Annotated in this window: 17 protein-coding genes; 13 read left to right on the forward strand and 4 right to left on the reverse strand. The window is 62.6% G+C overall.

What is annotated here, in order from left to right; genetic code table 11:
• Window positions 1–268: 268 nt before the first annotated feature.
• The 3 genes from CHU95_RS19185 to CHU95_RS19195 all read right to left on the reverse strand — a co-directional run bounded on the left by CHU95_RS19185 (window position 269) and on the right by CHU95_RS19195 (window position 3,310).
• Window positions 269–1,657, reverse strand: coding sequence for an aspartate aminotransferase family protein (locus tag CHU95_RS19185; protein WP_094458009.1), 1,389 nt, complete (start codon window positions 1,655–1,657; stop codon window positions 269–271).
• A gap of 64 nt (window positions 1,658–1,721) precedes the next feature.
• Window positions 1,722–2,732, reverse strand: coding sequence for a GlxA family transcriptional regulator (locus CHU95_RS19190; RefSeq protein ID WP_094457900.1), 1,011 nt, complete (start codon window positions 2,730–2,732; stop codon window positions 1,722–1,724).
• Window positions 2,732–3,310 carry an isochorismatase family protein gene (locus CHU95_RS19195; protein WP_094457901.1) on the reverse strand — a complete coding sequence of 193 codons (579 nt, stop codon included), beginning with the start codon at window positions 3,308–3,310 and terminating at the stop codon, window positions 2,732–2,734. The genes CHU95_RS19190 and CHU95_RS19195 overlap by 1 nt, the downstream gene beginning before the upstream one ends.
• 309 nt (window positions 3,311–3,619) lie before the next feature.
• Between CHU95_RS19195 and CHU95_RS19200 the strand changes: the two genes are divergently transcribed.
• The 13 genes from CHU95_RS19200 to cysS all read left to right on the forward strand — a co-directional run bounded on the left by CHU95_RS19200 (window position 3,620) and on the right by cysS (window position 18,335).
• Window positions 3,620–4,162, forward strand: coding sequence for a flagellar basal body-associated FliL family protein (locus CHU95_RS19200; protein ID WP_094457902.1), 543 nt, complete (start codon window positions 3,620–3,622; stop codon window positions 4,160–4,162).
• A 16-nt stretch (window positions 4,163–4,178) separates the two neighbouring features.
• Window positions 4,179–5,264, forward strand: a complete 1,086-nt coding sequence (fliM, locus tag CHU95_RS19205) for a flagellar motor switch protein FliM (RefSeq protein ID WP_094457903.1) — start codon at window positions 4,179–4,181, stop codon at window positions 5,262–5,264.
• A complete protein-coding gene (locus CHU95_RS22570; RefSeq protein ID WP_165772263.1) occupies window positions 5,261–5,800 on the forward strand; it encodes a DUF6468 domain-containing protein in 540 nt (179 codons plus the stop codon). The genes fliM and CHU95_RS22570 overlap by 4 nt, the downstream gene beginning before the upstream one ends.
• Window positions 5,797–6,738, forward strand: a complete 942-nt coding sequence (locus tag CHU95_RS19215; protein WP_094457904.1) for a MotE family protein — start codon at window positions 5,797–5,799, stop codon at window positions 6,736–6,738. The genes CHU95_RS22570 and CHU95_RS19215 overlap by 4 nt, the downstream gene beginning before the upstream one ends.
• 83 nt (window positions 6,739–6,821) lie before the next feature.
• Entirely contained in the window at window positions 6,822–7,472 is a 651-nt protein-coding gene (locus CHU95_RS19220; protein ID WP_094457905.1) for a protein phosphatase CheZ, read from the forward strand.
• A gap of 6 nt (window positions 7,473–7,478) precedes the next feature.
• A complete protein-coding gene (locus CHU95_RS19225) occupies window positions 7,479–8,159 on the forward strand; it encodes a hypothetical protein (RefSeq protein WP_094457906.1) in 681 nt (226 codons plus the stop codon).
• A complete protein-coding gene (locus CHU95_RS19230) occupies window positions 8,156–8,857 on the forward strand; it encodes an OmpA/MotB family protein (protein WP_094457907.1) in 702 nt (233 codons plus the stop codon). The genes CHU95_RS19225 and CHU95_RS19230 overlap by 4 nt, the downstream gene beginning before the upstream one ends.
• Complete coding sequence (locus CHU95_RS19235) at window positions 8,854–12,081, forward strand: tetratricopeptide repeat protein (protein ID WP_094457908.1); 3,228 nt, start codon at window positions 8,854–8,856, stop codon at window positions 12,079–12,081. Before CHU95_RS19230 ends, CHU95_RS19235 begins: the two co-directional genes overlap by 4 nt.
• Before the next feature lie 77 nt (window positions 12,082–12,158).
• Entirely contained in the window at window positions 12,159–13,451 is a 1,293-nt protein-coding gene (locus tag CHU95_RS19240) for a replication-associated recombination protein A (RefSeq protein ID WP_094457909.1), read from the forward strand.
• Window positions 13,452–13,475: 24 nt separating this feature from the next.
• The gene (locus tag CHU95_RS19245) at window positions 13,476–14,195 is read left to right on the forward strand and encodes a DUF6250 domain-containing protein (protein ID WP_094457910.1); all 720 of its coding nucleotides are present in this window, start codon (window positions 13,476–13,478) and stop codon (window positions 14,193–14,195) included.
• A 91-nt stretch (window positions 14,196–14,286) separates the two neighbouring features.
• Window positions 14,287–15,453 (forward strand): adenylate/guanylate cyclase domain-containing protein, encoded by a 1,167-nt coding sequence (locus CHU95_RS19250; RefSeq protein ID WP_094457911.1) that lies wholly within the window; start codon window positions 14,287–14,289, stop codon window positions 15,451–15,453.
• 56 nt (window positions 15,454–15,509) lie between these two features.
• Window positions 15,510–16,868 (forward strand): glutamate--tRNA ligase, encoded by a 1,359-nt coding sequence (gene gltX / locus CHU95_RS19255; RefSeq protein ID WP_094457912.1) that lies wholly within the window; start codon window positions 15,510–15,512, stop codon window positions 16,866–16,868.
• A 54-nt stretch (window positions 16,869–16,922) separates the two neighbouring features.
• Window positions 16,923–18,335 carry a cysteine--tRNA ligase gene (gene cysS, locus CHU95_RS19260; RefSeq protein ID WP_094457913.1) on the forward strand — a complete coding sequence of 471 codons (1,413 nt, stop codon included), beginning with the start codon at window positions 16,923–16,925 and terminating at the stop codon, window positions 18,333–18,335.
• A gap of 60 nt (window positions 18,336–18,395) precedes the next feature.
• On the opposite strand, the gene CHU95_RS19265 is transcribed toward cysS, so the two are convergent.
• Window positions 18,396–19,895 (reverse strand): Ppx/GppA family phosphatase, encoded by a 1,500-nt coding sequence (locus CHU95_RS19265; RefSeq protein ID WP_245838403.1) that lies wholly within the window; start codon window positions 19,893–19,895, stop codon window positions 18,396–18,398.
• Between the last annotated feature and the right edge of the window lie 10 nt (window positions 19,896–19,905).

The following is a 19,905-nucleotide window of genomic DNA, read 5'->3' on the forward strand; positions in this document are numbered from 1 at the left end:
CCGCGTTGATTTCGGTCAATTCATCATTGGCTATGCGAGGCATCCGGCGCGTAGCGATGATCCGGGCATGCTCGCCCATCCGCCGCCACACGCCGATCGATACAACGCTGTGCACCAACAGCCAGGCTGATCGTTCACGCACGCAGACAGTGGATTTAGCCAGGATGATCGCAGCGAACCTGGTGGACGCATCTGTCGCATCAAAAAACAGATCCCGGCCTGGAGGACCCACGGTCGATGCTGACGGGGGACTGAGGCGAAGTACGCATTAGCCCACCTTTACTCCTTCCCGCACCAGCCAGTCCGCCGTATCGGCCAGCGATTTCTCAAATCGGAACAGCAGCGTTTCGATTTCCTGTTCGGTGATGATCAGGGGCGGGGAGAAGCCAATACTGTCGCCGATGGGACGCAGAATGGCGCCATGCTGGTGGCTGAAGGAGACCAGCTTCGCCCCCACCCCCAGGGACGGGTCAAAGGGTCGCTTCGTCATCTTGTCGGCCACCAGTTCGACCCCGCCGATCAAGCCGATGCCACGCACTTCGCCGACTAACGGGTGGTCACGGAAGGCGCGCAGCCCTGGTTGCAGGTGCTGCGCCATGGCGCGGACATGGCCGACAATATCACGCTCCTCATAAATCTTGAGGGTCTCCAGGGCGACGGCGCAACTCACCGGGTGGCCGGAATAGGTGTAGCCGTGGCCGAACGTCCCGATCTTGGCGCTTTCCGCCACGCAGGCCTGATAGATCGGTTCCGACACCAGTACCGCAGACAGGGGCAGATAGGCCGATGTCAGGGCCTTGGCCGATGTCAGGATATCCGGCTTCATGCCATAGGTCTGGCTGCCCCACATATTGCCGGTGCGGCCATAACCGCAGATCACTTCGTCAGCGACCAGCAGCACGTCATACTTTTTCAGCACTGCCTGGATTTTCTCGAAATAGGTGGCCGGCGGCAGGATGACGCCGCCGGCCCCCATGACCGGCTCAGCAAAGAAGGCGGCCACGGTGTCCGGGCCTTCTTGCAGGATCAGGGCCTCCAGATTGCCGGCCAGCCGGGTGGCGAAATCCGCCTCGCTCTCTCCTGGCTGTCCGAACCGGTAATAATGCGGGCAGTCGGTATGCAGGATACCTTGCAGGGGCAGATCGAAATCCCGATGACAGTTCGGCAGGCCCGTCAGGCTGGCTGCCGCAACCGTGACGCCGTGATAGGCCTTTTGCCGAGCGATGATTTTTTTCTTCTGCGGTCGGCCAAGGGCATTGTTGTAGTACCAGATCAGTTTCACCGCCGTATCGTTGGCCTCCGACCCCGAGCAGGCGAAGAACACCTTGCTCATCGGCACGGGTGCCAGAGCAATCAATCGTTCAGCCAGATTGATGGCTGGTTCATGCGATTTATGGGCAAAGGCATGGTAAAAGGGCAGGGTCCGCATCTGCCGGATGGCGGCGTCGATCAGACGCGGCTCATCAAAGCCCAGGCTGGTACACCAGAGACCGGCCACCCCCTCGATATAGTCCTTGCCCGTCTCATCTGTGACGGTGACACCCTTGCCCGAGGCGATGACCAGTGGCCCGGTCGTCTCATGCGCCTTCAGGTTGGTATAGGGGTGCAGGTGATAGGCGATGTCACGGCTGCCGGCGGAGTTTCCCAGATGCGTCATGATGGTGGCGTCCTGTTGCAGGTTGCTGCCATGGTGAAGCGGGCAGGTGCCGGAACGCAACCCCCTAGCCCACCCGTCGAGCGGTGCTGGGTGGGGCATCGTGCAGCCGGCCCCAGGCACGGCGCAACTGCCGGGTTGAACCAAAGCCAGCCCGTTCAGCCACCGCCTCCATGTCCAGACGCGAATTTTCGATCATGCGCCGGGCCAGACCGACCCGCAGCCGGTTAACATAATCGGGTATTGTCATGCCTGCATGTTCCCGGAACAGCCGTGACAAATGGCGCGGGCTGGCATGAGCGATGTTTGCCAGGGCCGTCAGGGACCAATCGTGCGCGGGATCATTGGCGATGGCGTCTTGGACCCGGTGAATGGCGGGATGCAGGTGGTTACGCCCCTCAAGCCAAGGGGACAGTTGCGGATCGGCCCCGGCCCGGCGCATGTAGACAACCAGGTACCGCGCGACGGCAGCCGCGACACCGGCGCCGCAGCGACGGGAGACGAAATGCAGGGCCAGATCAATGCCGGCGGTAATCCCGGCACTGCTCCAGCAATTGCCATCCTCCACAAACAGGCGATTCTCCAGCACCCGGCAGCCATTTTCGGCCCGACGCAGATCATCATAGGAACTATGGTGCGTGGTGCAGGCCTTTCCTGCCATCAGGCCGGCACGGGCCGCAATAACAGAGCCAGAGCAGATACATAAAAGCAGATGGTCAGGACGCACGCTCCGGCGCAACCAGTCCACGATCACTTGTTCATACTCATCATCAACGCGCACATCCTGGCCGGGCAGCGGGTCAATATTGCCAGACAGCAGGATCACGGCATCGGGCGGCAAATGGTCAGGCAGGGGGGCAATGCCGGAGAGGAGCAGACCCACAGAACTCGACATCTCCGACATCGGCCCCACAAAGGTCAAGGTGAAGGCGATCCTGTCTTGCTCCACCCCCGCGCGGCGCAGCACTTCTGTCGGTCCGGCGACGTCCAGCAGCATGGCCCTTGGTGGCAGGACAACATAAACGGGGATCATCTGCTGCCCGCTTGTCTCCTGTCCCCGGTGGTTACCGGCGCGCATCAGGCTGCCTCCCGCCCCGTTCTGCCTTGAATGGCGCGGGAGAGGGCCTGTTCCACGCCAGTGATCGTAGCAAAGCGATCCGCCAGGACCAGTTCCGTCCGCGCCTTGATCTCGGCGGCTGGCCAGCAGCGGCCCGCCCTGTCCGTCATGTCGAAGGTCAAGGTGGCCTCGGTGACGTAATCGACCGCATAGCCCAGATCGCTGGCATGGCGTGTTGTTGTCTCGCAACATTGTTCGGTGCGGATGCCGCAGATGATCACGCGCTGGATTCCTTTGGCGACCAGCCAGACATCCAGGCCGCTGCCGACCAGGGCGCTGTGGCGTGATTTTTCAAAACATGCATCGGGCGCGATACGGATGGGCGATAGCAGGCGGACATGGCCGGACGCTTTCGAAAATGGCCCATCCGGATCAACATGGAAAATCTGGGCGATGGGCAGACCTGCCTGTGCGGCGCCATCTATCAGGGCCTGAAGGCGCTCAAAGAACGGTATCGCCACGGCTTCCTGCCAGTAGGGGCGCTGACGGAAACTCTCCTGGACATCAATAACCAGCAGGGCCGTATCATGTGCGGACATTTTATGCTCCGGTGCTTGTCGTGACGCGTCGGAGGCTAATCAGATTTCACCCTATCCGAAAGGCATTGGCCGGACCAGAAGCGGACGAAAAAAGACATCAGTGTTGGGGTGCAGGTCGCGCCTGACGGCGGGAGAAGACCGGGCTTTGCGACGAATTATGCGGAATTCCTTCCTGTGCCCCTGCAAATCCGTGGAAAGCGCTGAATCGGCTTGGTATCATTCCGGTTCGACAGCGATGCTGGATTCTCCTGGGGTCAACCCCGATGGAGTTTCAGTGGGCGTGTGTCGGTTCTGGGACGTGTCGGGGTGATGTCAATGGAGACCGATGGCGGCGGGTCAACCGATGCCGAAGTGCCGCGCAAGAAGTTGAGCGGCAAGAAGATCGTCCTGTTCATTGTGTTGCCCGTTGTGCTGATCGTGGCGGGCGCTGCGGCAGCGTTTTTTACTGGTGCGCTGGATGGGCTTCTGGGCAAGAAGCCGGCAGGTGAAGGCGAGCATGTGGAGGAAGAGCAAAAAGAACCGGAGTTGCCGCCCTATAATGGGCCGCCGGTCTATGCCGACATTCCCGACATGCTGGTCAATCTGAACACAGGCGAGCGCCGGGCCACGCTGCTGAAGCTGGGGATCTCGCTTGAATTGAACCGCCCGGAGGAGAAGGCTGCCGTTGATCTTGCCATGCCGCGCATCACCGATGCGTTCCAGGTCTATCTGCGCGAGTTGAAGGTGGATGATCTGCGCGGGTCGGCGGGCATGTACCGGCTGCGGGAGGAGCTGCAGCTGCGGGTGAACACGGCGGTCGCCCCGATCAAGGTCAAGGACGTGTTGATCAAGGAATTCCTGGTCCAGCAATGATGCAAGGGGAAGCGTGATGGCCGGGCCCGAGGAACTGAGCGAAGAAGAACGCATGGCGGCCGAATGGGCTGCCATGGCCGATGAAGGGGCTGGCGACGCCTTTGGCGACATGGGCGGCGGCGGTGGTGGCGGTGCCACGCGCGTTCTTAATCAGGACGAAATCGACAGTCTGCTGGGTTTCGACAAGGACGGAGCCGGCGACGGCGACAATACTGGCGTTATGGCGCTGGTAAACTCGGCGCTGGTGAATTACGAACGTCTGCCGATGCTGGAGGTGGTGTTTGACCGCCTCGTTCGCATGATGTCGACAAGCCTGCGTAACTTCACCTCCGACAATGTCGAAGTCTCACTGGACCAGATCAGTTCGGTGCGTTTCGGCGATTACCTGAATTCTATTCCGCTGCCGGCCATGCTTGCCGTATTCAAAGCGGAAGAATGGGATAATTACGGGCTGATGGTCATCGACTCGGCCCTGATCTATTCTATCGTGGACGTGCTGCTGGGCGGTCGGCGTGGTACCGCGGCGATGCGTATTGAAGGCCGCCCCTATACGACCATCGAACGTAACCTGGTTGAACGTATGGTGCATGTGGTCCTGTCGGACCTGTCGGCGGCGTTTGACCCACTATCGCCGGTCACCTTCCGTTTTGACCGGCTGGAAACCAACCCCCGCTTTGCCACCATCGCACGACAAGCCAATGCCGCCGTGCTGGTCAAGCTGCGCATCGACATGGAAGATCGTGGCGGGCGTCTGGAACTGCTGATCCCCTACGCAACGCTGGAACCTGTGCGCGAACTGCTGTTGCAGATGTTCATGGGTGAAAAATTCGGTCGCGACAGCATTTGGGAAACCCACCTGGCATCCGAACTCTGGATGACGGATGTGCATCTGTCCGCCGTCCTGGACGAGATCGTGCTGCCGCTGAGCGAGGTGATGGCCTGGCGGGTTGGCAGCCGGGTGCTGCTGAACGTGGCCCCGGACGAGACGATCGAACTGCGCTGCGGTGATGTGCCGATGTTCCTGGGCCGAATGGGCCGTAAGGGTGGTAACATCGCTGTCCGTATCGACAAGGAATCCCCGAAACCGGAGACGCAGCCATGATCGCCTCCATCCTGTCCCTGTTGCTGGATGTGGCCATCGTCGGCCTTCTGGTGGCCACCATCATTTATGCCCTGCGCTTGAACCGGCAATTATCCGCGGTCAAGGAAAGCCGGGCCGAGCTGGAAGAACTGGTTAAAGGCTTCGCCGAGGCTACGGCCCAGGCCGACAGCTCTGTGAAAGGCATGCGTAAAACTGCGCAGGAGTCGGGGGAAAACCTGTCCGCTCTGATCAATCGTGCCCAGACCTTAAAAGAGGAAATGGAGCTGATTGTTCAGGCGGCTGATGGGTTGGCTAACCGACTGGAGGCCGCGTCGGGCAAGGCGCGGGCTGCCGTGATGAATGCGGCCCCGGCCGCCCCGGTGGCGCCCGCCCCTTTGGCGGCGCGTCCAGCCGGAGCCCCTGCGCCGTCGGCCCCGCGACCGGCGGCGGCAGCATCGGCGCCGTCGGCGCCGCCCGCTCCAACGACGGCCGGGGCTGAACCCCGATCGCGCGCGGAGAAGGAGTTGTTGCAGGCGCTGGAGAATCTGCGGCAATGACCGACACGTCCAGCCCGTCCGCCGCCAAACCAGTGGTCAAGCCCGTTACCGGCGCAAAACCGGCAGCAAAACCCGCCGCACGCCCTGTAGCTCGCAAGGTGCCGCCAAAGCCGGCAAAGCCGCGTCGTGCGCTGATGCGTCCTGGGCTGCTGCCGGCTACGATCTTCGTGGCGACTCTGGTCTTGGGGTTCAAGGTTGGTGATATCTGGCTGACGATCTCCACCGGCAAGGGCCTGTCGTTGATCCCGTCATCGGTGGCGGAGGAAACGGTCCCACAGGGCCTGCCTGCGGCGACAGCAGCGTCGGCCAGCGCGACGCCGCCCCCTGTTGCGCCGGGTCCCACAACCACTCTCGCCGTCCCGCCTGCCCCCGCGCCCGCCATACCCGTTCCGACGCAGGTGGCTCAGGCACCACAGACACAGCCGTCCACCGCCCCGGCGCAGGCACCACCCGCGACGGAGCCGGCATCACAACCGGCCGATGCCCCGAGCCCCGCCCCTTCCGGCACGCCGGGCCAGGGTTTCACCCCCACGGAGGTGGAACTGCTCCAACGCCTGCAGGAGCGGCGGGAGCAACTGGACAGCCGGGCACGCGAGCTGGACCAGCGCGAAGCCATGCTGACCGCCGCCGAGACACGATTCGACCAGAAAATCACTGAACTTCAGAACCTGAAGAAGGAAATCCAGGGGCTTCTGACACAGGCAAATGCTGAACAGCAGGCCCAGTTGGACAGTCTTGTGAAGATTTATGAGACGATGAAACCGGCGGATGCTGCAAAAATCTTCAACAACCTGGAAAATGATGTGTTGCTGAACGTGATCAGCCGCATGAAGGAAGCCAAGGTCGCCCCTGTCTTTGCCGCCATGGACGAAAAGCGGGCGCAGGAGGTTACCATCCTTCTGGCTGCACGGAAGAGACTGCCCACCGTGCCAGAATGATTGTATGAAGGGCGGGGGGAGCCTGTCCCCCCGTTATCCGGCGCCCCGCCAGCCCCGCATTATCGCGCTTCGAAGGTGTTCTGATGTTCCGCACCGCCACTGCCACCGACCCCGTTCTTCAGGAACGGCTGGACAATGCCCGTTCCGAAGCGCGCCAGCCGCTGTCACGTGAAGAGGTGGCGACCATTGTCGCGTCGGTTCTGTCCTCCATGGGCGGCGACATGGGGCAGCATGACCTCCATCTTTATGCCGAACTGGAAGGACTGGCGCGGTTTATCAACAACGCGAAGAAGGAGATCGCCAGCATCCAGCCGGCCGATATCCATTCCGAGCATATCCCATTAGCGACCGATGAACTGGACGCGGTGGTCGGCGCCACGGAAGATGCGACCAACCGTATCATGGATGCCTGTGACCAGATGATGGCATTGGCCGGCGATGTGCCGGCAGAAGTGTCCAACAAGCTGATGGACATCACCACCGGCATCTATGAGGCCTGCAATTTTCAGGACATTACCGGCCAGCGTATCACCAAGGTGGTCCGCGCCCTGAAACATATCGAACAGAAGGTCGAAGCCTTGCTGGTGGCCCTTGGTGAGGAAGTGCAGCGCCGCCACCCGACCATGGAGACCGCCGCCACGCCCGACACGCCGTCCGATGCCAAGCTGTTGAATGGTCCGTCCATGCCCGGCGCGGGTATCGACCAGGCCTTCATCGACAGTCTGTTTGATTGAGGTTGAATGCCCGAGACGCACACATCCGGCAGCACCGATCCTGACTCGGCGGTTCCCCTGCGGTTCGGCGCGTCCGCAAACCGACAGGAGGGCGGGGATGGGGCGACCATGCTCTATCTCGGTGTGTTTATCCTGCTGCTGGCCTTCTTCATCCTGTTGAACAGCATCTCGCATTTCCATGACGAGAAGGTGGGCGCGGTTATCCGCAGCGTTGATGAGGCCTTTTCCACCCAGGCTCTGTTGACAGGCTCTCCTGGCGACCGGCAGCAGGCCCGGCGTGAGGCGGCGCGTGCCATCCAGGATCTGGGTGACCTGATCCGGGCGGATCTGCCGCTTGCCAAGGTTGAGGCAGGGGATCAGACGGGGACATTGGTGGTGTCGCTGCCGGTTGATAACCTGTTCCTCGCCGATGGCAGTGCCATCCGGCCCAGTCATCAGGCACTGATGGAACGGATGGCGCGGGCGTTGGAGCCGCGCCGGCACGGCGTATCGGTGCGGGCGGAGTTTTTGTTTGCCACCACAGGGGCGGCCGACCGGGCGGCCCTGGTAACCCGCGCCGGTGTGCTGGCCCGGTCTGTCACGGCGTTGGGGGCCGATCCCGCTTCCTTGTCGGTCGGAATGGAACCTGGTACGCAAACAGGTCAGGTGCGCCTGCTGTTCACCCTTCAGACGGGGGAGGGGCCATGATGACGCCACCCCGGTCCCCTCATTCCCCGTTCAGCTTTGCCACACCAGCCACCCCGTCGGCCAAGGCCTGGCTGGTTACCTTTTCCGATCTGATCTGTCTGCTACTGACCTTTTTTGTGATGCTTTATGCCATGTCGGAGCCTGACCCCGCCCGGTACAAGGCCCTGGCGGCCGGCGTGCCGGGGGCGGACCCGATGCAGGTCGGAGAGCAGCGGGCAGAGGCGGCCTTTTCTGCTGCCAGCCTGGATCGTGGCAAGGCTATCGATTTGGGTTATTTGGGCCGTGTCTTTGAAAGCCAGATGGCGGCAAACCCGGAATTGGCCGATATGCGCATTGCCCGTATTGATGGCAGCCTTGTCCTGTCCATGCCGTCCGACCTGCTGTTTGCGCCGGGTGACGCTGCCCTGTCGGCGGGGGGCAAACGCATCCTGTTCCTGATGGGAGGTGTTGCTGCCAATATTGGCAATGCGTTAGACGTGGTCGGCCATGCAGATGCATCACCAGCCGGTGCGCGGTGGACCAGCAATTGGGAGTTATCGCTGGCCCGTGCGCAATCGGTCGCTGATGCGCTGCGGGAGGCAGGATATCTGCGGGATATCACCCTTCGCGGCCATGGTGACGGTCAGTCGGGTGGGATGGTTCGGGCTGAGGCACGGCGGGTTGATCTGGTTGTTCGTGAACATGGGGACGGGTCATGAAGACTTCCCGCCTTCTGAACACGACACTAGCCCTGTCGGTTGCCGCGGTGGCGCTGCTGTCCGTTCCGGCAGGGGCGCAGCAACCCGCACCGACGGCCGCCAACGCTGCGCCGGCAGCCCCCCGCGTTCCAGTTCGCAGTGGGGTCCATCCCGACTATAGCCGCCTTGTGTTCGACTGGCCACGGGAGGTCGCCTACACTGTAGAACAGGCCGGTGCATCGGTCAGCGTGCGGTTCCCCGTGGCCGCACAGATCGACCTTGCTGGCGTGTTGCGGGCCCGGCCCAGCCGTATCAACGGTCTGACACAGGCATCGGCCGATGGTGCGGTGACGGTGCGCTTCGACATTCCGGCCGGTGCCGGTATCCGACATAGCCGTGCAGGCAACCGGATTGTGCTGGATGTCCTGGACAGGCCGCCCACCGGAACCCAAGCCGCCCCGGCCGCTACGCCGCCGTCGACGACCCAGACTGCCAGCAGCACCGCTGCGCCGGCATCGGCACCGGCACAAGGCCAGCAGACGGGCTCCCGACCTGTCGATCCCCGATCCGCACGGGAAGGGGCGCCGCTTTACCAGCTTCGCGGCAATGGCATCCCGGCTGCTGCGGGGGGAACGGCGGCGCCCGCTCCTTCGGTTGCCGCCGCCTCGGGAGCGCCCACACCGTTGGTGCCGCCACCGGCTGCTACACCGCTTGCCCCTCCGCCGCCCGTCGCGGCAACACCCGTGCCGCAACAGCCGGTCACTGCACCACCAGCAGTGGCACCTGCGGCCGCTGCGCCACCCGTACCGGCACCGACTGTTGCGGCAGCCTCGGTCCCTGCGGCCCCGTCCGAGCCGGTCTCGGCACCAGTCATGCTAACGTTTGATCCAAAGGTTGCGCGGACAGCCGCAATTTTTGAACGCGCTGGTTTTCTTTATGTGCTGTTCGGGGAACCGGTTCCGGCAGACACGGCACCGGCCATACCGCCAGAACTCCAGGTCGCTGTAGAACCGGTGGCAGTGGACGGTGGCGGCGGTTATCGCCTGCCAATGCCTGCTGTGGTGCAGGCCGCAGTCAAACGCGATGGCACTGCCTGGCAGGTGGTTCTGTCGCGCACCAGCGAGATGGACGATGCAGCCGTTTCCAGCAGCAGCATCCAGCCAAAGCCCGATCCGGATTTTGCCCTTGGTTCCCGGCTGGTTATTCCGGCGGCCGAGGCGGAGCGGGTGATCCCGTTCAAGGATCCTGTGGTCGGCGACACCCTGTTTGTAATCCCGCTTCCCCTGCCGGGCCAGCATGTACAGGCGCCGCTGCGCTATACCGAAGCACAGTTTCTGCCGACATTGCAGGGCGTGGTGGTCCGCGCCCTGGACGACCGGCTTTCGGTGCAGCCGGTGCGTGAAGGGGTGGAAGTGACGGTGCCTGGCGGCCTGCGCCTGTCGCCGCCGGCCGATGTGGCGGCGGCAATCCCACCGCCCCCGCCGCCGGTCGAGCAGGAGAAATTGTTCGATTTCAAGCGTTGGGGTCAGGTGCCGGTTAAGGATTATATCAAGACCCGACAGGCCCGCTGGGACCGTCTGGCCGACCTTCCGGAAGCGGAGAAAACCCGCGGCCGGCTTGATATTGCCCGTTTCTATCTGGCCAACGGCATGGGGTACGAGGCACTCGGCATGTTGAGCCGCGTGCAGACCCTGCAGCCTGATGTCGATCGGCGGGCGGAGTTCCTCGCGATCCGCGGCATCGGACGGGTCTTGACCGGCGATTTTGCCGGCGGTCTGGCTGATCTGTCGAACCGGCAACTCGCCGATGAACCGGATGCTGCACTCTGGCGGGCCGCTTCCTTGGCAGGGCAAGGTGATTATGCCGGTGCGCATGCAGGTTTCCAGGCGTCAAAAGACCTTTTGGATCGCTATCCGGAGCCGTTTTACACCGGTCTTGCCCTGGCGGCGGCCGATGCGGCCTTGCGTGTGAACCAGCCGGAAGCCGCAGCCCTGACTATGGATCGGGTGGCCAAACGCGGCGGCGAAACCGGGAACCAGGCAGCGGCAGTGCAGTATTTCCGTGGCGCCGTGTTCCGCGCGCTAGGCGATCATGATAAGGCCCTGTCTTACTTTAAGCAGGCACGGGACGGCCGTGATCGGCTGTATGCGATGCGGGCCAAGCGGGATTACATCGATACGGCCCTGGCTGCCGGTAAGATGGACCCGAAGGTCGCGGCCAAGCAGATGGAGGAAATGCGGTTTGCCTGGCGCGGTGATGCCCTTGAACTGTCCAACCTGCGCCGGATCGGGGAGGTCCATGCCCTGGCCGGAGATTACCCGCAGGCGTTTGACACCATGCGCCAGACCATTTCCGCCTTTCCCGACACGGCCGAGGCCAAGGAGATCGCGGCCGACATGACGCGGACCTTCACGGACCTGTTCGCCAAGGACGGGGCCGCGAAGATGACGCCGCTGGAGGCAATGGGGCTTTATGAGCAATATCGCGAACTGACCCCGCCCGGCCCTGAAGGCGACCTGATTATTCGCAGACTGGCGGAACGGCTGGTGGAAATCGACCTGCTGGACCGTGCGGCACAATTGCTGGATCATCAGGTTCAATATCGCCTGGCCGGCGCGGAAAAGGCGCAGGTCGGGACGCGGCTGGCCGGTATTCGGTTGCTGGACGGCAAACCAGAAGAGGCCGTGGCCGCGCTGGATAAAAGCACCGTGCCGGAAATTACCCCGGAACTGGCAGAAGAGCGGAAGTTACTGCGTGCCCGGGCTCTTTCGCAGATCGACAAGGGGGCGGAGGCGGTGCAACTGCTGGCCGCAGATCAGTCCCGCCTTGCCAATTTGCTGCGGATTGATATCGCCATGCGGGACAAGCAATGGAAAGCCGCTGCCCAGGCTCTGGCTGATGTCATTGGCCCGCCCCCGGCGCCTGGCACCACCCTGGACCCGCAGGTTTCAAGTCTGGTCGTGAACCGGGCGACGGCACTGTCGCTGGCGGGGGACAATGCCGGGCTGGACACGCTTCGCCGGGATTTCGGGCCGGCGATGGAAAAGACCAAGGATGCGACCTTCTTCCGCCTGCTGACCCGGCCGGAGGAGTCGGCGGGGCTGGCCGATGCCAATACCATCCGTCAGCGTATCACTGAGATCGACCTGTTCCGCAGTTTCCTGGACAATTACCGCACCGCCCGCCAGGAAGCAGCCACTCCGCCGCCGGCAACGCCCGCCGGACCGGCACAGCCGCCGTCGTGACCTTGAACATTGCGCCGCGCCGTGCCCATCTGAAATAGTGGGAACGGAACGGGATCGGCTGTGCGGGGATTTACCAGGTGTCGGGTTTGTTTGAAGCACAGGCGCCACGGCCGCTAGCCGACCGGCTGCGGCCGCAAAGCCTGGATCAGATGGTTGGCCAGGATCACCTTCTGCGCCCTGATGGTCCGATCGGCCGCATGATCGGATCGCGGCGCTTGGTCTCCATGATCCTTTGGGGACCGCCCGGCTGTGGCAAGACTACCCTGGCCCGGCTGCTGGCGCAGACAACCGACCTGCATTTTGAACCCCTCTCCGCCATTTTCAGTGGCGTGGCCGATCTGCGCAAAGTGTTTGAAGCGGCGAAATCCCGCCGGCAGGCGGGTCAGGGCACGCTGCTTTTCATTGATGAAATTCATCGTTTCAACCGCTCACAACAGGACGGGTTCCTGCCCTATGTGGAGGATGGGACCGTTACGCTGGTGGGGGCAACGACGGAAAATCCCAGCTTCGAACTGAACGCCGCCTTGTTGTCGCGGGCACAGGTGTTTGTGTTGAACAGGTTGGATGATGCGGCCCTTGAGAAGCTGCTGCAACGGGCGGAAGCTGAGGAGGAGCGGCCCTTGCCGCTGGACGCGGATGCCCGCGCCTCGGTCAAGGCCTTGGCCGATGGTGACGGGCGCTATTGCCTGAACCTGTGCGAGGAACTGTTTGCGCTGCCGGCAGACACGATGCTGGACACCAATGCCCTGGCCAGTGCGGTTCAGCGGCGGATGCCTCTCTATGACAAGGCGCAGGAGGGCCATTACAATCTGATTTCTGCGCTGCATAAATCCCTGCGCGGATCGGACACGGATGCGGCACTCTACTGGTATGCCCGCATGCTGGCCGGGGGCGAGGATCCGCGTTACATCGCACGGCGCCTGACAAGGTTCGCGGTAGAGGATATCGGCATGGCCGACCCGGCGGCCCTGACCCAGGCGACAGCGGCGTGGGAAGCCTACGAACGGCTGGGCAGCCCGGAGGGGGAACTGGCGATCGCACAACTGGTCATCTATCTGGGCACGGCGCCCAAATCGAATGCCGCCTATACCGCCTATAAGGAGGCTGTGCGGGCCGCCAAGGAGACGGGCAGCCTTTCGCCGCCCAAGCACATCCTGAACGCGCCTACCAAGCTGATGAAACAGCTTGGCTATGGTCACGGCTATCATTACGACCATGACATGGCGGAAGGTTTCAGCGGCCAGAACTATTTCCCCGAGGAGATGGGGCGGCGCGCATTCTACCGCCCTGTCGAACGCGGTTTTGAGCGCGAGATCAAGAAACGCCAGGATTACTGGGCGCGGCTTCGGGTGGAGAAGGGTGGGGAGTGAGTTTTTTAGGAGTTTGCCAGTCGCATGAAAATCCACCGTCGTACCTTCCTTGCCTCTGCCGCCGCCCTGTTAGCCGTCGGTCCGGCCAGTGCCGCACCTTCGGGTTTGTCGTTGGGTGAGTTGCTCCATGCCGACCATTTCTGGGATGGGCTGGGCCAATGGCTGTTGCAGGCCCACCGGCCGGGCAGGGTGACGGCAGCCGGTGGTGTGCTCGATATTGATGTGCCCGCCGGGACCAGCCTATGGTTCCGGCCCCGGTTGTCGGGGCCGGTCGCCATTCGGTATGAGGTGTTGATGGTGGCGGAAGGCGGACCGAACGACCGGTTGTCGGACATGAATGCCTTCTGGATGGCCAATGATCCGGCGGCACCGGATGGCGATGCGCTGGCCCGGGATCGTTCGGGCAGGTTCGAGGATTATGACGATCTGGTGCTCTATTACGTGGGCCAGGGCGGCAATTCCAACAGCACCACACGGTTCCGTCGTTACACAGGCCGGGTGGGGGATCGTCCCTTGCTGCCGGAGAATGACCGGCGGCTGCCGGCGGACATGCTGGTCGGTAATGTCTGGCAGACAGTGACCCTGGCGGCGGTCGGGTCGCGCATCCGCTATTGGCGTGATAACCGACTGTTGTTCGATTTCGAGGACCCGGCCCCCCTGACTGCTGGCCATTTTGCGCTGCGTACAACGCAAAGCCACCTGCGGGTTCGGAATTTCCGGGTGCATCGCGCGGGTTACATCTGATTTGCTCAGGCCACGCTTGCGTTAACCGGTACTTGCGCCGACCGGATTGCCGCCCCACTCTTAAGGCGCCCGATGCCGGAGAGCCCACCTCTTGACCGCCTTCCTGTCCGACCGCGTTCGTGCGATTACCGACTGGCTGTTGCTGGAAGGCAACCAGCTTGTCGATATCGACCAACTGTTCGCACAGTTGGTCGATCGTGTGGCGCAATCGGGCATCCCGATTGGCCGGGTGTCGCTGAACCTGGAAATATTACATCCCGAAGTGGTGGGGGAAGGACGGGTCTGGCTCTGTGGCCAGGCCACCGGCACGCACCGGCTGAACCGTGTCGATACTGACATGGCCGAATATCTGCGTTCACCTGTTCATCGTGTGGATGAAACAGGTATGCCTTTTCGTGTGCGCCTGACCGACGAGGTCACGGATATGCCGCTGTTGGGCCGCCTGACGCGGGAAGGGTTTCTCGATTACTTTATTGCCCCTATTCAGGTGCAGGATAAGCACCGGTCAGCGGCCATGTCATTCGCATCCAAACGCAGCCATTTCAATGATGACGATATCCGCGACCTGACCCATATCGTGGCCGCCGTGTCGCCCATTCTGGAGGCCCGCGTGGTGCGCAACATCGCGCGCGACCTACTGGCCACATATCTCGGGGCTGGCGCTGGTGACCGCGTCTATGCCGGGCAGATTTCGCGCGGCGACGCGGATAACATCTTTGCTGCCATCCTGTTCGCCGACCTGCGCAGCTTCACCCGTTTCACGGCGGACAATCTGTCGACCACCGTCATGGAGCGGTTGAACCATTGGTTCGACCTGGCGGTCGATGCGGTGGAGGCGCATGGCGGTGAGGTACTGAAATTTATGGGCGATGGCATGCTGGCTATCTTTCCGGCCGACATGCTGAACCCGCGGGAGGCCTGCGGACAGGCATTGGCCGCCGCCGCCACCCTCCACCAGGCGGTCATCACCTGGAACGACGCCTGCCCCCACGGTCAGACCCCTATCGATTATGGCCTGTCGCTGCATCTGGGCCATGTTGCATTCGGCAATATTGGCGGTAAGCGCCGACTGGATTTCACGGTGGTCGGTCCCGCCGTCAATCTGGCGAGCCGCCTGCTGGAAGTCGCCAAGGAGCTGGATAGCCATTTTGTCGTCTCCACTGCCTTTGCCGGCTGCTCCGGTCGGGCCATGCGATCGGTGGGGGTGCATCCCGTGCGCGGATTGGACCATCCGGAAGAGATTTTCGTGCCCTGTTGATGGGGTCCATGCTATCGCTGGCCACCGTTTTCATCCTCTTTGTCTGATCCCGGAAAATGACCGTCGCCGTCCGCTTCGCGCCCAGCCCGACTGGCCACCTGCATATTGGCAATATCCGCACCGCCATAGTGAACTGGCTGTTCGCGGCGCGCCATGGTGGCAGTTTTATGTTCCGTCTGGATGACACGGACGAGGAGCGGTCAACGCAGGCCTTTGCCGATGCCATTGCAGAGGATTTAACCTGGCTGGGGCTGACCTGGGACCGGTATGCGCGCGAATCCGACCGCTATGCCCGCTATGCGGACGCGGCAGAGGCGCTGAGGACGGCCGGTCGCCTTTACCCCTGCTATGAGACGCCGGATGAATTGGGGCTGAAGCGCAAGGCCATGTTGGCCCAGCATCGCCCGCCTATCTATGACCGCGCCGCCCTACGCCTGACCGATACCGACCGTGCACGTCTGGAAGCGGAGGGCCGCCGGCCGCATTGGCGCTTCAAGCTGAACCATAGCGACATCGTCTGGGACGATCTGGTTCAGGGGCACAAACATTTCCGGGGTGCCGACCTGTCAGACCCGGTGCTGATCCGGGAAGACGGGCGCCCGCTCTATACTCTGACCTCCGTTGTCGATGATCTGGACTTTGCCATCACCCACATTGTCCGCGGCGAGGACCATGTGACCAATACGGCGGTGCAGGTACAGTTGTTTGAGGCGCTGATCGGCATTATGGGCCAGGGCATCGTGCCCACCTTCGCCCACCTGCCGCTGATTGCCGGGTCTGAAGGCGAGGGGCTGTCCAAACGGTTGGGTTCGCTCTCCGTCCGTTCCCTGCGCCAGGATGAGGGGGTGGAGCCGCTGGCCCTGATCGCCTATCTGGCGCGGCTGGGCACATCGGATGCCATCACTGCGGCTGGCAGCATGGCCGAGCTGGCTGAAGGTTTTGATTTTGGCAAGTTTGGACGCGGTACGCCTAAGTTCGATTCTGACGAACTCATGCGCCTGAACACCCAGGTGCTGCACAATGCCGCTTTTGCCGACGTCGCTGACCGCCTGACCGCGATGGGTATGGTGGGGGTGGAAGAGGCCTTCTGGCTGGCCGTGCGCCCCAACCTGACGCGCCTGTCGGACGCGAAGGAATGGTGGGCCGTGACCAAGCAGGCGGTGACGCCAATGGTTGATGACGCTGCCTTTCTGGCCACAGCGGCGGGATTGCTTCCCGCCGCCCCGTGGGATGACACGACCTGGGGTGTCTGGACAAAGGCAGTGTCGGCGGCCACGGGGGCCAAGGGCAAGGCCCTGTTCCTGCCGCTGCGCCGGGCATTGACCGCCCATGATCACGGGCCAGAGTTGAAGACCCTGCTGCCGCTGATCGGGCGGGAGCGGGCGCTGGCGCGGCTGTCGGGTTGTACGGCCTGACCGACGCCCGTTCTTTCTGATGACGATCTTTCTGCAAACGGAAAGCCTGCTCCCATGACCCTGTCGCTTTACAACACGCTGCTGCGCACCAAGGAAGCGTTCGCGCCCATCGACCGGACCCATGTGAAGCTCTATGTCTGCGGGCCTACCGTCTATGACTATGCCCATATCGGCAACGCCCGGACCTTCAGCGCCTTTGACCTTCTGGCCCGGCTGCTGAAGCATCTGTATCCGAAGGTCACCTACGCCCGGAACATCACGGACGTGGATGACAAGATCATTGAGCGGTCGAACCAGTCCGGCGAGCCCATCGACAGCGTGACGGCGCGCACCACGGCACAGTTCCATGCCGATATGGATGATTTAGGGCTGCTGCGCCCCGATATTGAACCGCGCGCCACCCGGCATATCGGCGATATGATCGCCATGATCGAGGCGTTGATCGCGAAGGGTTTTGCCTACGCGGCAGAGGGCCATGCCCTGTTCAATGTGCCATCCATGTCCGATTATGGAAAGCTGTCACGCCGCAGCCAGGATGAACTGATCGCTGGCGCGCGGGTGGAGGTGGCGCCCTACAAGAAGTCGCCCGCTGACTTTGTGCTGTGGAAGCCGGCCAAGGAAGGGGAGCCCGGCTGGGACAGTCCGTGGGGCAAGGGGCGCCCCGGCTGGCATATCGAATGCTCTGCCATGACGGCGGCGCATTTGGGGCAGGTGTTCGATATCCATGGCGGCGGGCTGGACCTGATCTTCCCGCACCATGAAAACGAGATTGCGCAAAGCCGCTGCGCCCATGGCACGCAGGTCATGGCCAATGTCTGGATGCATTCCGGCTTCCTGACCATCGCCGGCGACAAGATGTCCAAGTCGTTGGGCAACTTCTATACGGTGCGCGAACTGCTGGATGAATTTCCGGGCGAGGCGCTGCGTCTGGCCATCCTGTCGGCCCATTACCGGCAGCCGCTGGATTTCACCAAGGACAAGGTTGAGCTATCCAAGAAGAAGCTGGATCGCTGGTACCGTTTGTTCAAGGAGAATTCCGGCGTCTTTAATTTTGCAAACTCTGCTGTTTTGGATAAGCATGATGGTAAGGATTTAGATCCGGATTTTCTGAATGCACTGTGCGATGATTTGAACACGCCAGAGGCTATAAAGGAAATTGACCGCCTGGTTAACGAAGCGTACGCGGAAAACAGTTCGACAACAGCCCTTGCATTAGCCATGCGGAAAGTAAAGGTCGCCGCCAACCTGATGGGTTTCCTGACCCAGGAGCCGGAAGCCTGGTTCAAATGGCAGCCGGCGGGTGCATCCGGTCTGGATGATGCGGCCGTTGAACAGGCCATTGCTGACCGTCTGGCGGCCCGGAAGGCCAAGAACTTCGCTGAGGCGGATCGCATCCGCAACGATCTGGCTGCCCAGGGCATCATTCTGGAGGATGGGCCGAAGGGCACGACCTGGAAGCGAGGGTAACAGGCAACGCCTCGTGTCAGGTCTTGGGCTTTGCCGTCGACCTGACTTTCTTATGCAAAATCAGCGTGCCAGGCGGGGCCCGGCCTGGACGCTGATCTCGCCGGTGCGGTTCAAGGCCTTGGCCAGGGCGTCCAGGCGGCGCTGAACACTGTCGCCGGTTAACATGGCGGCATCTTCCGGCAGGACCAGGGTCAGCTTCTGATCGCCCAGGCGCAACAGCGTCCGTTGCAGCAGGGTCGCGGCACCGCCGGTCAGCGTGTGGGCCAGACGCAGGGCCAGCCCGACAATATAGGCGCGGGCCAGCGCCCCTTCCTTCAGCAGGCCACGGGCAGGCGCCAGGATGGGGCTGTCCATGGTGCCGGCATAGCGCACATGGACGGATGTTGCCAAAAAGGCGCGTTCGGCATGGTCGACACCGGCGAACGGCATGCGCAGGATGCGAAGGAAGGCATGTTCGGCGCGGTAATCGGGGTGTTCGGCCCACCCTAGATCCGACAGAAGACAGGCCGCCTGCCGCAGCCTTCTGGCCGTCGGGTCCTCGCCCACGAACAGGGGGGCGGTCCAACCGGTCAGGATTTCGGCATGGCCGAAACGGCCGATCCGTTCAGCGACATCCTCGCAGGCGGTGATCAACGGATCTTGCCGTTTCTCCGTCGCGTCCAGCAGGTCATACAAGTGCCCTTCACGCAGCCCATAGGCAGAGAAAGTGACACGGGCTGGCTGTACCGCCTTTAACACCCGTTCCATGACCAGGGCCGCCAGCGGCAGCGTGTCCAGGCGCCGTTTTGATACACCCTGCATCTTTTCCAGATTGCTGCGGCCAGCGCGGGCCACCGCGCCGGCAAACTCTGTCATGGCGGCGCCATCCACACTGTACTGATGGATGATATGCAGTGGATGGTTGACCTGTTCCAGATGCATCTTGGCCAAGGCACGCCAAGCGCCGCCCACCGGGTAATAGGTGCGGCCCCTGCCACGCGACAGCCAGTCCAGTTTGGCCAGATGTTGGTCGATCAGTTTGGCAGCCGGTCCTGGCTTGCCCTCCGTTGCCTCCAACAGGCGCAGCGGGCCCAGCGGCGTTGTGACCTGTGCCCCGATCTCACCCTTCTCTAACAGCACCAGTTCGAGGCTGCCACCGCCGAGATCGCCCGCCAAGCCTTCGGCATTGGGCGACCCGGACAGCACACCCAGTGCCGCCAGCCGCGCCTCTTCCTCTCCCGACAGAACATCGACATGAAAGCCGGTACGGCGCGTGATTTCTGCCACGAAGTCGGCCCCATCGGCGGCATCCCGTACTGCCGCCGTGGCCAGGACGTCGATCCGGCGGACCTGCATACCTTCCAGCAGGCGTCGGAAGCGGACCAGATTATCCAGCGCCACCATCACCCCGTCGGGGTTCAGCCGACCCGTCCGTTCGACTGTTTTGCCCAGACTGGGCAGCACCTTTTCATTGAACAGGGCGACGGGCGACCGTGTCAGTTTCTCATAAACGACGCAGCGCATCGAATTGGAACCAACATCGATGACCGCCAAGCGGTCGTCGGCATGGGCGTGATCCACGTTGGGGTGA

The sequence above is a fragment of the Niveispirillum lacus genome (assembly GCF_002251795.1).
In the GTDB taxonomy this organism is placed as follows: domain Bacteria; phylum Pseudomonadota; class Alphaproteobacteria; order Azospirillales; family Azospirillaceae; genus Niveispirillum; species Niveispirillum lacus.

Coding starts and splice junctions, on each gene's coding strand:
- CHU95_RS19230 (WP_094457907.1), top strand. CDS start 8,156: ATGATGACGCCACCCCGGTCCCCTCATTCCCCGTTCAGCTTTGCCACA.
- gltX (WP_094457912.1), top strand. CDS start 15,510: ATGACCGTCGCCGTCCGCTTCGCGCCCAGCCCGACTGGCCACCTGCAT.
- CHU95_RS19225 (WP_094457906.1), top strand. CDS start 7,479: ATGCCCGAGACGCACACATCCGGCAGCACCGATCCTGACTCGGCGGTT.
- CHU95_RS19190 (WP_094457900.1), bottom strand. CDS start 2,732: ATGCGCGCCGGTAACCACCGGGGACAGGAGACAAGCGGGCAGCAGATG.
- fliM (WP_094457903.1), top strand. CDS start 4,179: ATGGCCGGGCCCGAGGAACTGAGCGAAGAAGAACGCATGGCGGCCGAA.
- cysS (WP_094457913.1), top strand. CDS start 16,923: ATGACCCTGTCGCTTTACAACACGCTGCTGCGCACCAAGGAAGCGTTC.
- CHU95_RS19185 (WP_094458009.1), bottom strand. CDS start 1,657: ATGACGCATCTGGGAAACTCCGCCGGCAGCCGTGACATCGCCTATCAC.
- CHU95_RS19220 (WP_094457905.1), top strand. CDS start 6,822: ATGTTCCGCACCGCCACTGCCACCGACCCCGTTCTTCAGGAACGGCTG.
- CHU95_RS19195 (WP_094457901.1), bottom strand. CDS start 3,310: ATGTCCGCACATGATACGGCCCTGCTGGTTATTGATGTCCAGGAGAGT.
- CHU95_RS19215 (WP_094457904.1), top strand. CDS start 5,797: ATGACCGACACGTCCAGCCCGTCCGCCGCCAAACCAGTGGTCAAGCCC.
- CHU95_RS22570 (WP_165772263.1), top strand. CDS start 5,261: ATGATCGCCTCCATCCTGTCCCTGTTGCTGGATGTGGCCATCGTCGGC.
- CHU95_RS19235 (WP_094457908.1), top strand. CDS start 8,854: ATGAAGACTTCCCGCCTTCTGAACACGACACTAGCCCTGTCGGTTGCC.
- CHU95_RS19200 (WP_094457902.1), top strand. CDS start 3,620: ATGTCAATGGAGACCGATGGCGGCGGGTCAACCGATGCCGAAGTGCCG.
- CHU95_RS19245 (WP_094457910.1), top strand. CDS start 13,476: ATGAAAATCCACCGTCGTACCTTCCTTGCCTCTGCCGCCGCCCTGTTA.